The 14,682-nt window shown below is 40.3% G+C and carries 15 protein-coding genes; 10 read left to right on the forward strand and 5 right to left on the reverse strand.

Going from position 1 to position 14,682, the window contains the following annotated elements; translation table 11 throughout:
- The first annotated feature begins 86 nt into the window (after nt 1-86).
- Entirely contained in the window at nt 87-1,136 is a 1,050-nt protein-coding gene (mutY, locus tag B0O44_RS07040) for an A/G-specific adenine glycosylase (RefSeq protein WP_110828589.1), read from the forward strand.
- A gap of 11 nt (nt 1,137-1,147) precedes the next feature.
- Entirely contained in the window at nt 1,148-1,582 is a 435-nt protein-coding gene (locus B0O44_RS07045; protein ID WP_110828591.1) for a single-stranded DNA-binding protein, read from the forward strand.
- 73 nt (nt 1,583-1,655) lie between these two features.
- Here B0O44_RS07045 and B0O44_RS07050 read toward each other — a convergent pair whose 3' ends face one another.
- The gene (locus B0O44_RS07050; protein ID WP_110828594.1) at nt 1,656-3,107 is read right to left on the reverse strand and encodes a DUF4270 domain-containing protein; all 1,452 of its coding nucleotides are present in this window, start codon (nt 3,105-3,107) and stop codon (nt 1,656-1,658) included.
- A gap of 19 nt (nt 3,108-3,126) precedes the next feature.
- Nucleotides 3,127-3,951 (reverse strand): glycogen/starch synthase, encoded by an 825-nt coding sequence (locus B0O44_RS07055; RefSeq protein WP_245943615.1) that lies wholly within the window; start codon nt 3,949-3,951, stop codon nt 3,127-3,129.
- Between the two features lie 153 nt (nt 3,952-4,104).
- Here B0O44_RS07055 and panC point away from each other — a divergent pair, with 153 nt between their 5' ends.
- The 3 genes from panC (at nt 4,105) to B0O44_RS07070 (ending at nt 6,590) form a co-directional block, all read left to right on the forward strand.
- On the forward strand, nt 4,105-4,944 hold the full coding sequence (gene panC, locus B0O44_RS07060; RefSeq protein ID WP_110829184.1) for a pantoate--beta-alanine ligase: 840 nt from the start codon (nt 4,105-4,107) through the stop codon (nt 4,942-4,944).
- Nucleotides 4,945-4,989: 45 nt separating this feature from the next.
- Nucleotides 4,990-5,340: an aspartate 1-decarboxylase gene (gene panD, locus B0O44_RS07065; RefSeq protein ID WP_110828598.1), complete on the forward strand. Its 351-nt coding sequence runs from the start codon at nt 4,990-4,992 to the stop codon at nt 5,338-5,340.
- Nucleotides 5,341-5,450: 110 nt separating this feature from the next.
- Complete coding sequence (locus B0O44_RS07070) at nt 5,451-6,590, forward strand: acyl-CoA dehydrogenase (protein ID WP_110828600.1); 1,140 nt, start codon at nt 5,451-5,453, stop codon at nt 6,588-6,590.
- A gap of 41 nt (nt 6,591-6,631) precedes the next feature.
- Here B0O44_RS07070 and B0O44_RS07075 read toward each other — a convergent pair whose 3' ends face one another.
- Complete coding sequence (locus tag B0O44_RS07075) at nt 6,632-6,979, reverse strand: phage holin family protein (RefSeq protein WP_110828602.1); 348 nt, start codon at nt 6,977-6,979, stop codon at nt 6,632-6,634.
- Between the two features lie 18 nt (nt 6,980-6,997).
- Between B0O44_RS07075 and B0O44_RS07080 the strand changes: the two genes are divergently transcribed.
- The 5 genes from B0O44_RS07080 (at nt 6,998) to B0O44_RS07100 (ending at nt 13,526) form a co-directional block, all read left to right on the forward strand.
- Nucleotides 6,998-7,432, forward strand: a complete 435-nt coding sequence (locus B0O44_RS07080; RefSeq protein WP_110828605.1) for a hypothetical protein — start codon at nt 6,998-7,000, stop codon at nt 7,430-7,432.
- Between the two features lie 166 nt (nt 7,433-7,598).
- Nucleotides 7,599-8,063 carry a ribosome assembly cofactor RimP gene (gene rimP / locus B0O44_RS07085; protein ID WP_110829185.1) on the forward strand — a complete coding sequence of 155 codons (465 nt, stop codon included), beginning with the start codon at nt 7,599-7,601 and terminating at the stop codon, nt 8,061-8,063.
- Nucleotide 8,064: 1 nt separating this feature from the next.
- Complete coding sequence (gene nusA, locus B0O44_RS07090) at nt 8,065-9,300, forward strand: transcription termination factor NusA (protein WP_110828607.1); 1,236 nt, start codon at nt 8,065-8,067, stop codon at nt 9,298-9,300.
- A gap of 130 nt (nt 9,301-9,430) precedes the next feature.
- Nucleotides 9,431-12,466: a translation initiation factor IF-2 gene (infB, locus tag B0O44_RS07095; RefSeq protein ID WP_110828610.1), complete on the forward strand. Its 3,036-nt coding sequence runs from the start codon at nt 9,431-9,433 to the stop codon at nt 12,464-12,466.
- Nucleotides 12,467-12,722: 256 nt separating this feature from the next.
- On the forward strand, nt 12,723-13,526 hold the full coding sequence (locus B0O44_RS07100) for a glycosyltransferase family 92 protein (RefSeq protein ID WP_110828612.1): 804 nt from the start codon (nt 12,723-12,725) through the stop codon (nt 13,524-13,526).
- A gap of 73 nt (nt 13,527-13,599) precedes the next feature.
- Here B0O44_RS07100 and rfaE2 read toward each other — a convergent pair whose 3' ends face one another.
- Together rfaE2 and B0O44_RS07110 are read right to left on the reverse strand one after the other, a co-directional pair.
- Entirely contained in the window at nt 13,600-14,097 is a 498-nt protein-coding gene (rfaE2, locus tag B0O44_RS07105) for a D-glycero-beta-D-manno-heptose 1-phosphate adenylyltransferase (protein ID WP_110829187.1), read from the reverse strand.
- A gap of 10 nt (nt 14,098-14,107) precedes the next feature.
- Nucleotides 14,108-14,671, reverse strand: coding sequence for a D-sedoheptulose 7-phosphate isomerase (locus B0O44_RS07110; RefSeq protein WP_110828614.1), 564 nt, complete (start codon nt 14,669-14,671; stop codon nt 14,108-14,110).
- Nucleotides 14,672-14,682 lie beyond the last annotated feature (11 nt).

The raw sequence follows: 14,682 nt of genomic DNA on the forward strand, positions 1-14,682 counted from the left end.
ATAAAAGATAATTTATTTGCTTAGTATTCCATCAGAGAATTGCAAGTTTTGCAAAAAACAGTCAGATACAACGTATTTTTGGGCATATGAATTTTCAGAAAGAAATCGAAAAGTGGTACGAAATACATAAAAGGGACCTGCCCTGGAGGCATACCAGAGACGCTTATGTGATCTGGTTGTCTGAAATTATCCTGCAACAAACCAGGGTAGAACAAGGACTTCCTTATTTTAAAAGATTTCTTGAAGCTTATCCTTCGGTTAAGGACTTTGCGGCTGCTGATGAGCAGCAGGTCCTCAAATTGTGGCAGGGGCTGGGTTATTATTCCAGAGGAAGAAATATGCTCTTTACAGCCAGGGAAGTGGAAAAATACCACGAAGGCTGTTTTCCGGTGCAGTATGAAGAACTCATTAAGCTAAAAGGGATCGGCGAATATACGGCTGCAGCGATCTCTTCTTTTTCCAGCGGAGAGGCCAGAGCTGTTTTGGATGGAAATGTTTTTCGCGTTTTATCCAGATATTTCGGGATAGATACGCCTATTAATAGTTCTGAGGGTAAAAAAGAGTTTACAGCGCTGGCCCAGGAGTTATTGAAAGGACAGAATGCGATGGTTTATAACCAGGCGATTATGGAGTTTGGGGCATTACAATGCAAGCCAAAATCTCCCGATTGTATAGTTTGTCCTTTACAGGAAAGCTGTTACGCTTTGCGACACAAAAGGGTGAATGATTTACCTGTTAAGCTGAAAAAACTTGTTAAAAGAAATAGATATTTTAATTATTTCATCTTGAAACAGGGAGAGAAGATATTAGTGAATAAAAGAGGGGAAGGAGATATCTGGCAGCATTTATATGATTTTCCTTTACTGGAAACCTTATCAGAGCATGAACTTTTTAACCAGGACCTGGACCAGCAAATCAGAAATGCCTATGGAAAAGATGTCCTGATCAGATCTTTAATGGCTACAAAACATGTGTTGACACACCAAATTATATATGTTCAATTTTTTGCTTTAGATAATTATATCATTAACTTTAATAGTGGCGCAGACATAAAATGGGTGAGCAGAGCGGAACTAGATGAATTGCCCCAACCTAAAGTGATCGCCGGTTTTATAAATGCTAAATTAACCAAATAATATTTAAGCTCATGTCAGGTATTAACAAAGTAATTCTGGTCGGACATTTAGGTAAGGATCCTGAAGTTCGTCATTTAGATGGTGGTGTAACCGTAGCCAGTTTTCCTCTGGCAACTTCGGAAACGTATAACAAAGATGGAAAAAGAGTCGAGCAAACCGAATGGCATAATATCGTTTTATGGAGGGGTTTGGCCGAGGTGGCTTCCAAATATCTTCAGAAGGGGAAGTTGGTCTATATAGAAGGAAAGTTAAGAACCAGGTCTTTTGAAGACAGGGAGAAAATCAAAAAATATGTAACAGAGGTTGTGGCCGAAAATTTCACCATTCTGGGAAGGAAGAGTGACTTTGAGGCTGCTCCGGTACCCGCGACAAATCAGGCCGCAGCACCTAAGCATGAGGATGATTTTTTAGATGTGGATGGCGTTTCGGGAGATCTTCCTTTTTGACGTTTCCGGTCATCCTATAAAAAAGGGCCCGGAAAATTTTCCGGGCCCTTTTTTATAGGAACATATTCAGATTTTATTTGTCCGTTATTTTGGTGTAGTAAACGTTCAATTTTATTCTGTTGTTGGTGTTTTTAAACGCACCAATGACCGATCTGGTTGCGGTGGCGAGTGAGGGTCCGAAACTAAATTCTGTTGGGGAAATCGGACACAGGAAAGTTCCATAATCAGTTGTTTTTCCGTCGTACAAATCCTGAATGTAACTGGTCACCTGGAAAACGTATCTTTTATTGGTGGTGTCGTAAAAACCACCAAATTGACTAATGTCCTGCACGGCCCTGGGATCTGTAGCCGATGTAACGGTGGAAACGCTTGCGTCAGGAAGAACAGTCCTTTGACCAGCAATATCGTATCTGTACAGGGTGATCCGGTCTGCAGGAGTCAGTGGAGCAACATCTGTTCCTGAACTTAGTTCAACAACCAGTTCAGCTTTATTAATGATGATTCTTGAGCCGCCAAGGTCTGATTTGAATTTTTGAAGGTAAGGAAAGCTTATTTTTGTTTTTAAGCCTGCCAGCCCCTGAAGATAATTTGTAGGGTATTGTTTGTTGGTGGCGTCATTAAGTTGTGTATTTACACTGGCTGACCAGGTGTGCTGGATAGTTGCTGAGATTGGCCCGTTTACCTTTTGAACCGGGAAAGCAGCAAGAACAGTGTCTATTGCTGTTGCTGTTGTGGCATTCTGTCTTTTATAATAGATTTCCAGATTGGCAGCCGTTGAGGCCATATCAAAAAACATAATCCCTCCTTTACCACCTGAAGCAGATGCGGTAACATACAAGCCTTTAAATGCATTATTGAAACTGGCATTGTTGAGCAGTTGGGCCGGGCTATATTTTAAAACGCCTGAAGGACCGCTGATAAAAGCGTTGTTTAGTTTGATTCTCAGTTGTTTAACGGATTTTAGGGTGCCCGCTTTACCAGGTACAATATCGGTAACCATAAATGCAGTTGTCGGTTTAATCTTGCCACTGAAAGTTCCCTGAGACGTAGTATTGTAATCCCACACTTTATTGCTCAAAAATGAAGGTTCGGCAAGGATGTTCTTATTCAGCTGATAGACATTGACCGTATAGTTCGTAGAAATGGTATCCCCGTAAAATGCAAGCAGGTTGTTGTAGCCCGAAGGTTGCGCAGCATAAGGGAGCGTCAAAACGACGGAATCGACAGTGGCATTCGTGCCAAAGCTGTATGCAGCACTTGGAAGATTAACACTCATGGCCAGGCTTGCCTGTGAAGTTCCGATCAGGTCATCAGTAAGAAAGCCCAGAGGATATCTGACCAGGGAGCTTCCAAGAACCGGGTCATCTGTCACCGTTTTTGCATTAACAGTTAAGGTGTCTACCAAGCTTCCCTGGATGGCGTTATTCGGATCCAGGTTCAGTCCTAGCGTGTTGGACTTATTACAGGCCGAAAAAAGAAAAAGACTTATCAACAAGGTCAATAAGTCTAGTTTTGAAAATTTCATATTTAAATTAATAATACCGTTATGCTATTGAAACCATTTCTTCATTCGATATCTCCTCATAAAGTGAATAGAAGTTGTCGAAATTTTCGGTTAAATTAAAAGCTAAAGTTGGCTTATTAGAATCTTTAACAAATTTTAACACATTGCTGTCAATATTTTCATCGGCAAGTACAACTGCATCCGAGTAAGAAACTGCACCCATGTGCAAGGTACAGCAATCTGCTTTTTCAAACATTTTAGTGTCCTCGGTTGTCATGGAATTCATCACTGCCTTTTTGTACAGATCTGTGTTTAAGGTTTCGTTAAAACAATTCTCATATATAGAATAAACCACTTTTGCATTTTTAAAAGTCGGATCGTTTTTATAGGTTGTTTTAATATAAGCAGGAACAAGGGCAGTCATCCAGCCGTGACAATGGACTATATCAGGAGCCCAGCCTAGTTTTTTAACAGTTTCCAATGCGCCTTTACAGAAAAAGATGGTTCTCTCATCGTTGTCCGCATAAAATTTGTTCTCTTTATCCCTGAAAACATATTTGCGCTGGAAATAATCTTCGTTATCCAGAAAATAGACCTGCATGCGTGCGGCGGGTATAGAGGCTACTTTGATGATCAGTGGATTGTCGTTATCATCAATAATAATGTTCATTCCCGATAAACGAATGACTTCATGCAATCTGTTCCTTCTTTCATTAATGTTTCCGAACCTGGGCATTAAAATGCGGATTTCAAATCCTTTTTCCTGCATCGCCTGAGGTAGTTGACGGGTGATTTCTGAAATTTTAGTGAGTTCGAGGAAAGGCGACATCTCGTGTGTAACAATCAGTAGCTTCGTTTTTGCCATCTCCATATTCGTAAATAAAAAATTATGTTAAAGAAAAGATAATCAAGGGGCAAAGGTAATCAAAATAATAATATTTATCAAGTTGTTACGCAAGTTGTTTTGTTAAGAATAGATAAATAACCAACTTTGGTGCCTGAAACTTTAAAGATAGGTTTGAAAATAATAAATACGATAGCAGCATTAAAAATGCTGCTCGAGCCATTGAAAGCGGCTGGGCAAAAAATAGCATTGGTTCCAACAATGGGCGCATTGCACAAAGGGCACGTTTCCCTGATCGACATGGCAAAAGAACAGGCAGATCAGGTGGTTTGCAGTATTTTTGTAAACCCTACACAATTTACAGATCCGAAGGATCTTGAAAAATATCCCCGCCCATTGGAACATGATATAAAAATGCTGGAGGAAGCAGGTTGTGATGTGGTGTTTATGCCTTCGGTAAAAGAAATGTATCCCACAAAAGAAAACTGGCATATCGATCTGGGCAGTGCAGAATTTTTACTCGAGGGGGAGTTCAGAAAAGGACACTACCAGGGGGTTACCCAAATTGTAAAAAAACTGTTTGATGCAGTGGACCCTGATCTTGCTTTTTTTGGACAGAAAGACTTTCAGCAGGTCCTGATGATTGAAAATATGGTTGCTTATTTTAAGTTGCCCGTAAAAATCATTACCTGCCCTATTATCAGGGAAAACGATGGCTTGGCCATGAGTTCTAGGAATATTCATTTATCGGCACAGGACAGGGTGAATGCGCTTGTTTTGAGCAGGGCACTAGCTTATGTGGTCGATCATTTCAAGACCCTTCCGGTGGCACAGTTGCTGGAAAAAGCCAAAGAGATGATCCGGAAAACTCCAGGCGTGGAACTGGACTATTTTACCATCGCAAACGGAAAAACGTTGCTTCCCGAACAAGATAAAGATGCAGGAAATCTGGTGGCGCTGGTTGCAGCAAAGGTTGGGGAGACCCGTCTGATCGATAACATGATACTCAGCTGAAAAAACTATGCCAGTATTCCTTATAAGTTTACCTAACTTTGCACTATGATTATCGAGGTCTTAAAATCGAAAATACACCGTGTTAAAGTAACACAGGCAGAATTGAACTATGTGGGCAGCATTACCATTGATGAAGATCTGATGGATGCGGCACAAATCATAGCAAACGAGAAGGTTCAGATTGTGAACAATAATAATGGTGAGCGCTTTGAAACCTATGTCATCAAAGGGGAAAGAGGCACGGGAACTGTTTGTCTGAATGGGGCTACAGCCAGAAAAGTACAGGTTGGGGATATCCTGATCATTATGTCGTATGGCTCCTTGCCAATTGAAGAGGCAAAAAAATATCATCCGATACTTGTTTTTCCTGATGACAATAATCATCTGCTGAAATAAAAAGTTTAAAGCTTCATTTAAGTAGGCTTAATAAATTGCTATGCAACCATAGTAATTTGATTTAGAAATAACTAAATTTGGCGAAATGTGTTTTTCTAAATATAAAAATTATGCTATTTCAATTAAGTGAAGAACAATTAATGATCCAGCAGGCGGCAAGGGACTTTGCGCAAAATGAGCTGAAGCCTGGTGTCATTGAACGTGATGAACATCAAAAATTTCCTGCAGAACAAGTCAAAAAATTAGGTGAACTGGGCTTTTTGGGTATGATGGTATCCGAAAAATATAACGGCAGCGGTTTAGATGCGCTGTCTTATGTCCTGGTGATGGAGGAGCTTTCAAAAGTGGACGCTTCTGCCTCTGTGGTTGTCTCTGTAAACAATTCCTTGGTTTGCTATGGATTGGAGTCTTATGGTTCGGAATTTCAGAAAGAAAAATACCTGAAGCCTTTAGCTAGCGGACAGCAGATTGGTGCTTTTTGTTTGTCAGAACCAGAAGCGGGCTCTGACGCAACTTCGCAGCAAACCACAGCAGAAGATAAAGGTGATTATTACTTACTTAACGGAACAAAAAACTGGATTACGAATGGAAGTACTGCTTCTACTTATCTAGTGATTGCACAAACGCATAAAGAGTTGAAGCATAAAGGGATCAATGCTTTTATTGTGGAAAAGGGGATGGAAGGTTTTACCGTTGGGCCTAAAGAGAATAAGCTTGGTATCCGCGGATCTGATACGCATTCTCTAATGTTCAATGACGTAAAGGTGCCCAAAGAGAACCGTATTGGTGAGGATGGTTTTGGTTTTAAATTTGCGATGAAAACCCTGGAAGGCGGAAGGATCGGTATCGCGGCACAGGCCTTGGGTATTGCAACAGGAGCCTATGAACTTGCACTCGAATATTCCAAACAAAGGAAAGCTTTCGGTAAGCCAATCTCCGACCATCAGGCCATTGCTTTTAAACTGGCAGATATGGCCACACAAATTGAAGCAGCCAGATTATTGGTTTATAAAGCCGCATGGTTAAAAGACCAGGGACAGTCTTATACCCTGGCCGGTTCAATGGCAAAATTGTATGCCTCTAAAGTGGCTATGGATGTGACCGTTGAGGCGGTACAGATTCATGGGGGTTATGGATTTGTTAAAGAATACCATGTGGAAAGGTTGATGCGTGATGCCAAGATCACCCAGATTTACGAAGGTACTTCAGAGATTCAGAAACTGGTGATTTCGAGGGATATATTAAAATAAAAAGCAAAAAGAAAGCGCTTTTTAAGCGCTTTCTTTTTGCTTTAATTTCTCTCCGTGCCGGCAATGCTACTGAAAATAGCCTTTAAAAGGGCCAGTACAATGGCAAGAATGGCTGCAGGCCAGAATCCATTAGTATGGAAACTGCTCATAAAATGCGAGACCAGCATAATCATTAACACGCTGATGATAAAGGAAACCAGGCCCAGCGTTAGAAAATTAAGAGGAAAGGTCATTATCCTCAAAATAAAACCTACGGTTGCATTGGCCAGGGCAATCAGTAAAGCTGCAATAATGGCACTGCCATAGCTGTCTACACGTACGCCGTGTACCAGATGCGCACCGATAAATACGGCAAGGCCCATCAATAAGATTTCTACAATAAGTCTCATAATGTTTAAATTAGTGTTATGTTTTATCCTTATAAGAAGTTAAGCGGAGCTTTTTGCTTCCTGTGTTTGTTTATTGCCTGTACAACTGCAAATAATAAGCCAGTTTTGATCCGTTTTTCTCCAGATAGCGGTAGTGTTGTGGTCTCTGGTATTCATCCCGCAGGTTTACAGCGGCTTAAGTCTTTACCCGAAACGGACTCTACTTTGAATGAATTGGTTTCTGTGTTGCAAACACCTTCTGAGCAGGATAGCCTGATCAGAGAAAAACTGGTTAAAGGTCATTTTGAACTTGGGGACAGTAGTGTTGTTTTTCATCCAGAGCAGCCTTTTGTAAAAGGAAGAACCTATCTGGTGGTGACTTACCTGAATGCACAATTTGGTGCTGCCGGGCAAATGATGAAAGGACAGCTTCATGCGGGGGTAAAGCCTATGCAAAAAATATTAAAAAAGTAGAGTGTGTGAAGGAACCGTCGTTTTGTGAACAAGATCAACTCCTCTGTTGCCGGGGCCCGCAGGGAAAAACAAATTATATTCTAATAAAAAAAATTCTTACCTTTGCACAGATATAGAGGGTAAGAGGGGGCAGGTGTCCCCTCTTTTCTGTTTTAACAAATTGGTTATGCAGGTTGAAAAGAGAGTAAAAGAACTGGTAGAAGAAAAGATTGCGGACAGACCGGAATTGTTTTTGGTGGAGGTTAAAATGCTTCCCAACAATAAACTTATCATTCATGTAGATGGTGATCAGGGTATCAGTATCCAGGATTGTGCGGCAATCAGCAGGCATGTTGGCTTTCATCTTGAAGAAGAAAATGCAATAGAAAAGGCTTATAACCTGGAAGTTTCTTCCCCGGGTGTAGGAGAGCCACTGAAGTTGAAAAGACAATATGATAAAAATATAGGCAGGGAGTTGAGTATAAAGCTTTCTTCAGGCGAGAAAAAAGAAGGTAAGTTGCTTGCTGTTTCTGAAAACGGAATAACCATAGAAGAGAAGCAGAAAGAAAAAGGTAAAAAAGTTCAATTGGTCGAAAGCCATATCGGACTGGAAGATATAACAGAATTAAAGGTTTTAATTTCATTTAAATAAAATGAGCAATATTAATTTAATCGATTCATTTCAGGAGTTTAAGGACTTCAAGAACATCGACCGCCCAACAGTGATTAGTGTGCTGGAAGAGGTGTTTCGCAGTATGTTGCGGAAAAAATATGGTACTGATGAGAATTGTGACGTCATTGTCAACCCGGATAACGGGGATTTGGAAATCTGGAGAACCAGAAAAGTGATGGAGGATGGGTTTTCTGAAGATGACGATCTGGAAATCGAACTGGCCGAAGTCAAACAGATTGATCCGGATATGGAAGTGGGTGATGACTATATTGAACAGATCACTTTAGAAAGCTTTGGACGCAGGGCCATACTGGCTGCACGTCAGACATTGGTCTCTAAAGTTCTGGAGTTGGAAAAAGACGAGATATTTAAAAAATACAAAGACCGTGTAGGTGAAATCGTTACAGGTGAGGTGTATCAGGTATGGAAAAAAGAAACCCTGGTGCTGGATGATGAAGGCAATGAGCTTTTGATGCCTAAAACTGAACAAATCCCTGCAGATTATTTCAAAAAAGGAGATACAGTTCGCGCAGTGATTTCTAAGGTTGATATGGTCAACAGTACACCAAAGATTATCATTTCAAGGATCGCTCCTGAGTTTTTACAACGATTGTTCGAAATTGAAGTACCGGAGATTTTTGATGGATTGATTACCATCAAGAAAATTGTGCGTGAACCAGGTGAACGTGCTAAGGTTGCTGTAGAATCTTATGATGACAGAATTGATCCTGTGGGTGCCTGTGTGGGTATGAAGGGATCACGTATCCACGGTATTGTAAGAGAACTTAAAAATGAAAATATAGATGTAATTAACTTTACAAATAACATTTCATTGTACATCACAAGGGCGCTAAGTCCTGCAAAAATTACTTCTATTAAGCTCGACGATGCCACTAAGCATGCTTCAGTTTACCTGAAGCCAGATCAGGTTTCCCTGGCCATTGGCCGTGGTGGACATAACATCAAACTGGCCGGAAAACTTACAGGCTATGAAATAGATGTTTATCGTGAAGCGGGTGAAGAAGATGAAGATGTGGATATCGAAGAATTCTCGGATGAAATCGATAGCTGGATTATTGATGAATTAAAAGCAATCGGTTGTGATACAGCTAAAAGTGTACTTTCACTTTCTGTAGATGAACTGGTAAAACGTACTGACCTGGAAGAAGAAACGATCAAAGAAGTGATCAGCATTCTACAGTCAGAATTTGAATAAACGTAGCTTGTTAGACCCATATTGATACCAGGGAAGCATGTGTGAAAATAAAAACAAATTAAATCGCATGGAATAAAACAAGAATAAACGTTACTTTTGTATAAGAATTAAAGAAAAAAGAGGATTATCAATGTCAGACGACAAACCAATAATTTTATTTAAGGCAGTTAAGGAACTTAACGTAGGGATCGCTACGGCCGTTGAGTTTCTGGAAAAGAAAGGCTTTTCTGTCGAGAATAAACCCACAACAAAGCTTTCAAGAGATATGTACGATGCATTATTGAAAGAATTTCAGGGAGATAAAATCGTAAAAGAAGAAGCCAATCAGATTGTCATTGGTAAAATTCGTCGTGATGAGCCGGAAGTAATTGAAAAAACTTCCGAGGCTCCGCAAAAAAATGTAGATTTTGAAAATGAGGGTGTTTTAATCAAAAACCTTCATTCCTATACACCACCTGCGGAGAAAATAAAAGAAGAACAACCTGTTGTAAAAGAGCAGAGCCCGGCCCCTGTTAAAGAAGAGCCTGTAGAAAAAGCAATTGAAAAAACAGAGGAAAGTGCTTTGCCTGGCGTGAAAATTATTGGTAAAATAAATCTCGATGATTTAAATGCCAAAACACGTCCGGTTAAAAAAGAGGAAACTCCTGCGGCCCCTGTTCAGGAAGTGAAAAAGGAGCACCCGGTTACAGAAGTGATCAGGGAGACCCCTAAAGAAGAGGTTAAAGAGGAAAAACCTTTAGAGACCCAGGCCAAGCCAGCACAGTCAATTCCCGAAGCTAAAGTGGAAGAGAAACCCAAAACGGAAGAGCAGCCTGTTGCAGCAAAACCAGAACCGGTAAAGGAAATGGTAGAACCGAAAATAGAAAAACCTGAAGAGGTAGAGGTGATTAAAGCCAGATCAGTAAAACTGTCGGGGCCGAATATTATAGGTAAAATTGTATTGCCTGTAACACCTGACCGAAAATCCCAGCCTATTGCTTCCTCTAATGACAGCGAGAGTGCGAAACGGAAACGGAAAAGAAAAAAGACCCCTGGAGGACATCCCGGACAGGGACAAAACCAGAACCAGAATCCTGGGCAGAACACGGCACAGCAGTCTGGTGGAAACCAGCAGAATCCTCCAAGACCAGCTGGTGCACCTACTTTCACCAATAGGCCTGATTTTAGGAACAATACAAATAATGCAGCCAGCAGGCCAAATTTCAGAAACAATAAACCAGGAGGTGCTCCGGGTGTTTCCAAGGAAGAGCCTACTGAAAAGGAAATCCAGGATCAAATTAAAGCGACACTGGCCCGTTTAAGCGGAGCCGGAAAATCAGGTAAGTTTGCACAGAGGGCAAAATTGCGTCGTCAAAAACGGGATGATGTGGCCATGTCTGCTGATGAGGCTGCTTTAGAACAGGAATTACAATCCAAAGTATTAAAGGTTACCGAGTTTGTTACGGCAAACGAACTGGCCAATATGATGGATGTACCGGTAACAAAAATTATCGGAACTTGTATGAGTCTTGGAATGTTTGTGTCGATCAACCAGCGTTTGGATGCAGAGACCTTAACGATCGTTGCTGATGAATTTGGTTATGAAATCCAGTTTGTTAAACCGGATGATGAAAGTGATATTTTAATTGAAGAAGAGGATTCAGAAGAAGATTTACAACCAAGAGCTCCCGTTGTAACCATCATGGGACACGTGGATCATGGTAAAACCTCTTTACTGGATTATATCCGTAAAGCAAATGTGGTTGCCGGTGAGGCCGGAGGTATAACCCAGCACATTGGTGCTTATATGGTGACTACACCAACAGGGAAAAAAGTTACCTTCCTGGATACCCCAGGTCACGAAGCCTTTACAGCGATGCGTGCACGTGGTGCCAAGGTAGCAGATATTGCTATTATTGTTGTTGCTGCAGATGATGCGGTGATGCCTCAAACAAAAGAGGCCATTAACCACGCCCAGGCAGCAGGTGTGCCATTGGTATTTGCCTTTACAAAAATTGACAAACCAGGTGCAAATTCCGACAAAATCCGTGAGCAATTGTCCATGATGAATATCCTGGTAGAAGATTGGGGTGGTAAATTCCAGTCTCAGGAGATCTCTGGTAAAAGCGGATTAAATGTTGACTTATTACTTGAAAAAGTATTGCTGGAGGCTGAATTATTGGAGTTGAAAGCGAATCCGGATAAACGTGCCACAGGTAGTGTGATTGAGGCAACCCTAGATAAGGGCCGTGGTATTGTAACCACAGTTCTGGTACAGGCAGGTACTTTAAAGATTGGAGACCCTATTCTGGCCGGTAGTTATAGCGGACGTGTAAAAGCGTTGTTTAACGAACGTGGTCAGAAAGTAGATAATGCTGGTCCTTCTGTACCGGTGCAGGTATTGGGTATGCAAGGTGCGCCTACAGCAGGTGACAGGTTCAATGCACTGGAAAGTGAAGTAGAAGCCAGGGAAATTGCAAACAAACGTTTACAGTTAATGCGTGAACAAGGTTTGCGTACCCAAAAACACATTACATTGGATGAGATTGGCCGTCGTTTGGCGATCGGTAACTTTAAAGAGTTAAACCTGATCATTAAAGGAGATGTGGATGGTTCTATCGAGGCATTATCGGATTCATTATTGAAATTATCTACAGAAGAGATACAAGTGAATATCATCAGTAAGGCGGTAGGTCAGATTTCAGAGTCTGATGTATTGCTGGCTTCTGCTTCTGATGCGATTATTATTGGTTTCCAGGTTCGCCCATCATCAGGAGCACGTAAGCTTGCTGAAGCCGAGCAAATTGATATCCGTTTGTATTCTATCATCTATGATGCGATCAATGAGATCAAAGCAGCGATGGAAGGTATGTTGGCCCCAGAATTTGAAGAGAAGATCACTGCAAATGTTGAGATCAGAGAGACCTTCAAAATTACCAAAGTGGGAACAATTGCAGGATGTATGGTGTTGGATGGTACAATTACCAGAAACAGCAAAATCCGTATTGTGCGGGATGGTGTGGTCATTTACACCGGTGAACTGGCTTCCCTGAAACGTTATAAAGATGATGTGAAAGAAGTAACCAGAGGTTACGAGTGCGGTCTGAATATCCAGAACTTTAATAATATTGAAGTTGGAGATATCGTAGAAGCCTATGAACAGGTAGAAGTAAAAAGGAAATTGTAATTCACAATCCCATAAACTAAAAAAGCCGCAGGAATTTATATTCCTGCGGCTTTTTTAGTTTATATAAAAATTATTTTCCAGTTTTATGTAGATTTTTTGTGATAAAAAATTTCTTATTTTTTGGTTTTTATGTGGTTTATTTTTATAATTTATCGTTTAAATTGTTTTTTGGTGTTATCATTGGATAATAATTTTCTTTAATATTCGTTTGAGAAAAGTTAAGCCGTTGTGTTTACGGTTAAATGACATTGAATATATGAGCTGGTTAAAAAAGATTCTATCAAAAAAAGAGATACACTCTTACTATTTAACAATATGTTGCATTGCAAAAGATGAAGATGATTATTTATCTGAATGGATTAACTTTCATTTAAAAGCCGGCGTCGACTATTTCTATATTTATGATAATGGAAGTAAGGTTCCTATAAAGACGATAATCAGTGAAGCAGGATTGTCTGCTTATGTAAAAGTTATAGAGATGCCAGGAAAAAGTAAACAGGTTAAAGCTTATAAAAACTGTTTAAGACGCTTTGGTAAAACTTCTAAATGGATTGCTTTTATAGATCTGGATGAGTTTATTTTAGCGAAATCGACTAAAGGCAATTTACCTCTTTTTTTGAAGGCTTATGAGCCTTATGGTGCACTTGCGGTGAACTGGCAAATGTTTGGCTCGGCATATCATTTAAAGCGTACAAACCGGCCTCAATTGGAGAGCTTTACCTTAAAGGCAGAAGAAAATTATTATAAAAACACACATGTCAAATCAATTGTCCAGCCCAAATATGTTAAGGATAAAGGGAATGCCCATTTTTTTAAATTTATAGATGGATACTTTGCTGTTAATGAGAATTTTAATATTGTCGAGGGAAGCTTTTCGAATGTAAGTGTAAATAAGATACAGATTAATCATTATTATTGCCGGTCTCTGGAGGAATATAAAGAGAAAGTGATTAGGGGAATTGCAGATACAAAAAGACCCAGGCAAATGGACGAATTCTATGAACATGATCGTGATTCAAACGCATTAGAAGATAAAACTATTTTAGGCTTATTTTCATAAAAGGGCTGCCGGAGCCAAAACCAAGAAATTATTGAAAAGTATTGCCAAAAAGTAATTATGGGAATAATGTATCTTATTTACCTGAAATTTTCTGAATGAGCTTGGTGGAAGAATGGCCATCTACAAACTCAATAGTTTGCACTTCTCCGCCATTTTCCTGAACTTCTTTGGCGCCGACTATGTTTTCAATCTGGTAATCTGCACCTTTTACCAATACATCAGGAAGAACCTCTTTGATCAGCCTTAGCGGGGTATCTTCTTCAAAGATAATGACAGCATCTACAAAAAACATAGCCGCAAGAATAGATGCTCTGCTGTTTTCCGGATTAATCGGCCTGGTTTCTCCTTTTAAGCGTTTTACAGAGCTATCTGCATTCAATCCAATGATGAGCCTGGTTCCAAGGGACGCTGCCTTTAAAAGGTAGCTGAGGTGGCCAATGTGTAAAAGATCGAAGACTCCGTTTGTAAACACAATTTTTTCGCCATCTTTTTTCCATTTTGCAATCAGTTGGGAGATATTTTGATCATTGTAAACCTTTTGCTGTGCAAGTTTTTCCAGGGTATCTATCATATGGTTTGGATTAATGTGCCGCATCTAGTGCTGTACAAATAATATGGCCTATAAGAATATGCATTTCCTGAATCCTCGCAGTTACATCAGATGGGACAATGATATTTAAATCACAGCAATCATTCATTTGACCGCCGTCCCTGCCAGTTAAACCAATGGTTGCACAATTGAGTGTTTTTCCCAATTCCAGGGCTTTAATTACATTAGCGCTATTGCCGCTGGTTGAAATACCAATTAAGACGTCTCCGGGATTGGCAAGCCCTTCTACCTGCCTTTCAAAAATTCTTTCGAAACCATAATCGTTGCCAATGGCAGTTAACGCCGAGGTATCTGTAGTTAAAGCAATAGCAGGTAAAGACCGCCGTTCTTTAACAAAGCGACCGGTAAACTCGGCGGCAATATGCTGGGCATCGCTGGCACTCCCGCCATTACCAAACAACAATACCTTATGTCCGCTTTTGATGCACCCAGTAATTAAACTACAGGCTTCGGCAATATTTCCATTAAGTTTGGCTGCAGATTGATTTGCAACCTCAATATGTTCATTGAAAAGAGCTTTGATCTGGTCTTTCATCTGTGACTTTA

Origin of the sequence: Pedobacter nutrimenti (genome assembly GCF_003208655.1) — a bacterium.
Taxonomy (GTDB): Bacteria; Bacteroidota; Bacteroidia; order Sphingobacteriales; family Sphingobacteriaceae; genus Pedobacter; species Pedobacter nutrimenti.

Coding starts and splice junctions, on each gene's coding strand:
- mutY (WP_110828589.1), top strand. CDS start 87: ATGAATTTTCAGAAAGAAATCGAAAAGTGGTACGAAATACATAAAAGG.
- B0O44_RS07045 (WP_110828591.1), top strand. CDS start 1,148: ATGTCAGGTATTAACAAAGTAATTCTGGTCGGACATTTAGGTAAGGAT.
- B0O44_RS07050 (WP_110828594.1), bottom strand. CDS start 3,107: ATGAAATTTTCAAAACTAGACTTATTGACCTTGTTGATAAGTCTTTTT.
- B0O44_RS07055 (WP_245943615.1), bottom strand. CDS start 3,951: ATGGCAAAAACGAAGCTACTGATTGTTACACACGAGATGTCGCCTTTC.
- panD (WP_110828598.1), top strand. CDS start 4,990: ATGATTATCGAGGTCTTAAAATCGAAAATACACCGTGTTAAAGTAACA.
- B0O44_RS07070 (WP_110828600.1), top strand. CDS start 5,451: ATGCTATTTCAATTAAGTGAAGAACAATTAATGATCCAGCAGGCGGCA.
- B0O44_RS07075 (WP_110828602.1), bottom strand. CDS start 6,979: ATGAGACTTATTGTAGAAATCTTATTGATGGGCCTTGCCGTATTTATC.
- B0O44_RS07080 (WP_110828605.1), top strand. CDS start 6,998: ATGTTTTATCCTTATAAGAAGTTAAGCGGAGCTTTTTGCTTCCTGTGT.
- rimP (WP_110829185.1), top strand. CDS start 7,599: ATGCAGGTTGAAAAGAGAGTAAAAGAACTGGTAGAAGAAAAGATTGCG.
- nusA (WP_110828607.1), top strand. CDS start 8,065: ATGAGCAATATTAATTTAATCGATTCATTTCAGGAGTTTAAGGACTTC.
- infB (WP_110828610.1), top strand. CDS start 9,431: ATGTCAGACGACAAACCAATAATTTTATTTAAGGCAGTTAAGGAACTT.
- B0O44_RS07100 (WP_110828612.1), top strand. CDS start 12,723: ATGAGCTGGTTAAAAAAGATTCTATCAAAAAAAGAGATACACTCTTAC.
- rfaE2 (WP_110829187.1), bottom strand. CDS start 14,097: ATGATAGATACCCTGGAAAAACTTGCACAGCAAAAGGTTTACAATGAT.
- B0O44_RS07110 (WP_110828614.1), bottom strand. CDS start 14,671: ATGAAAGACCAGATCAAAGCTCTTTTCAATGAACATATTGAGGTTGCA.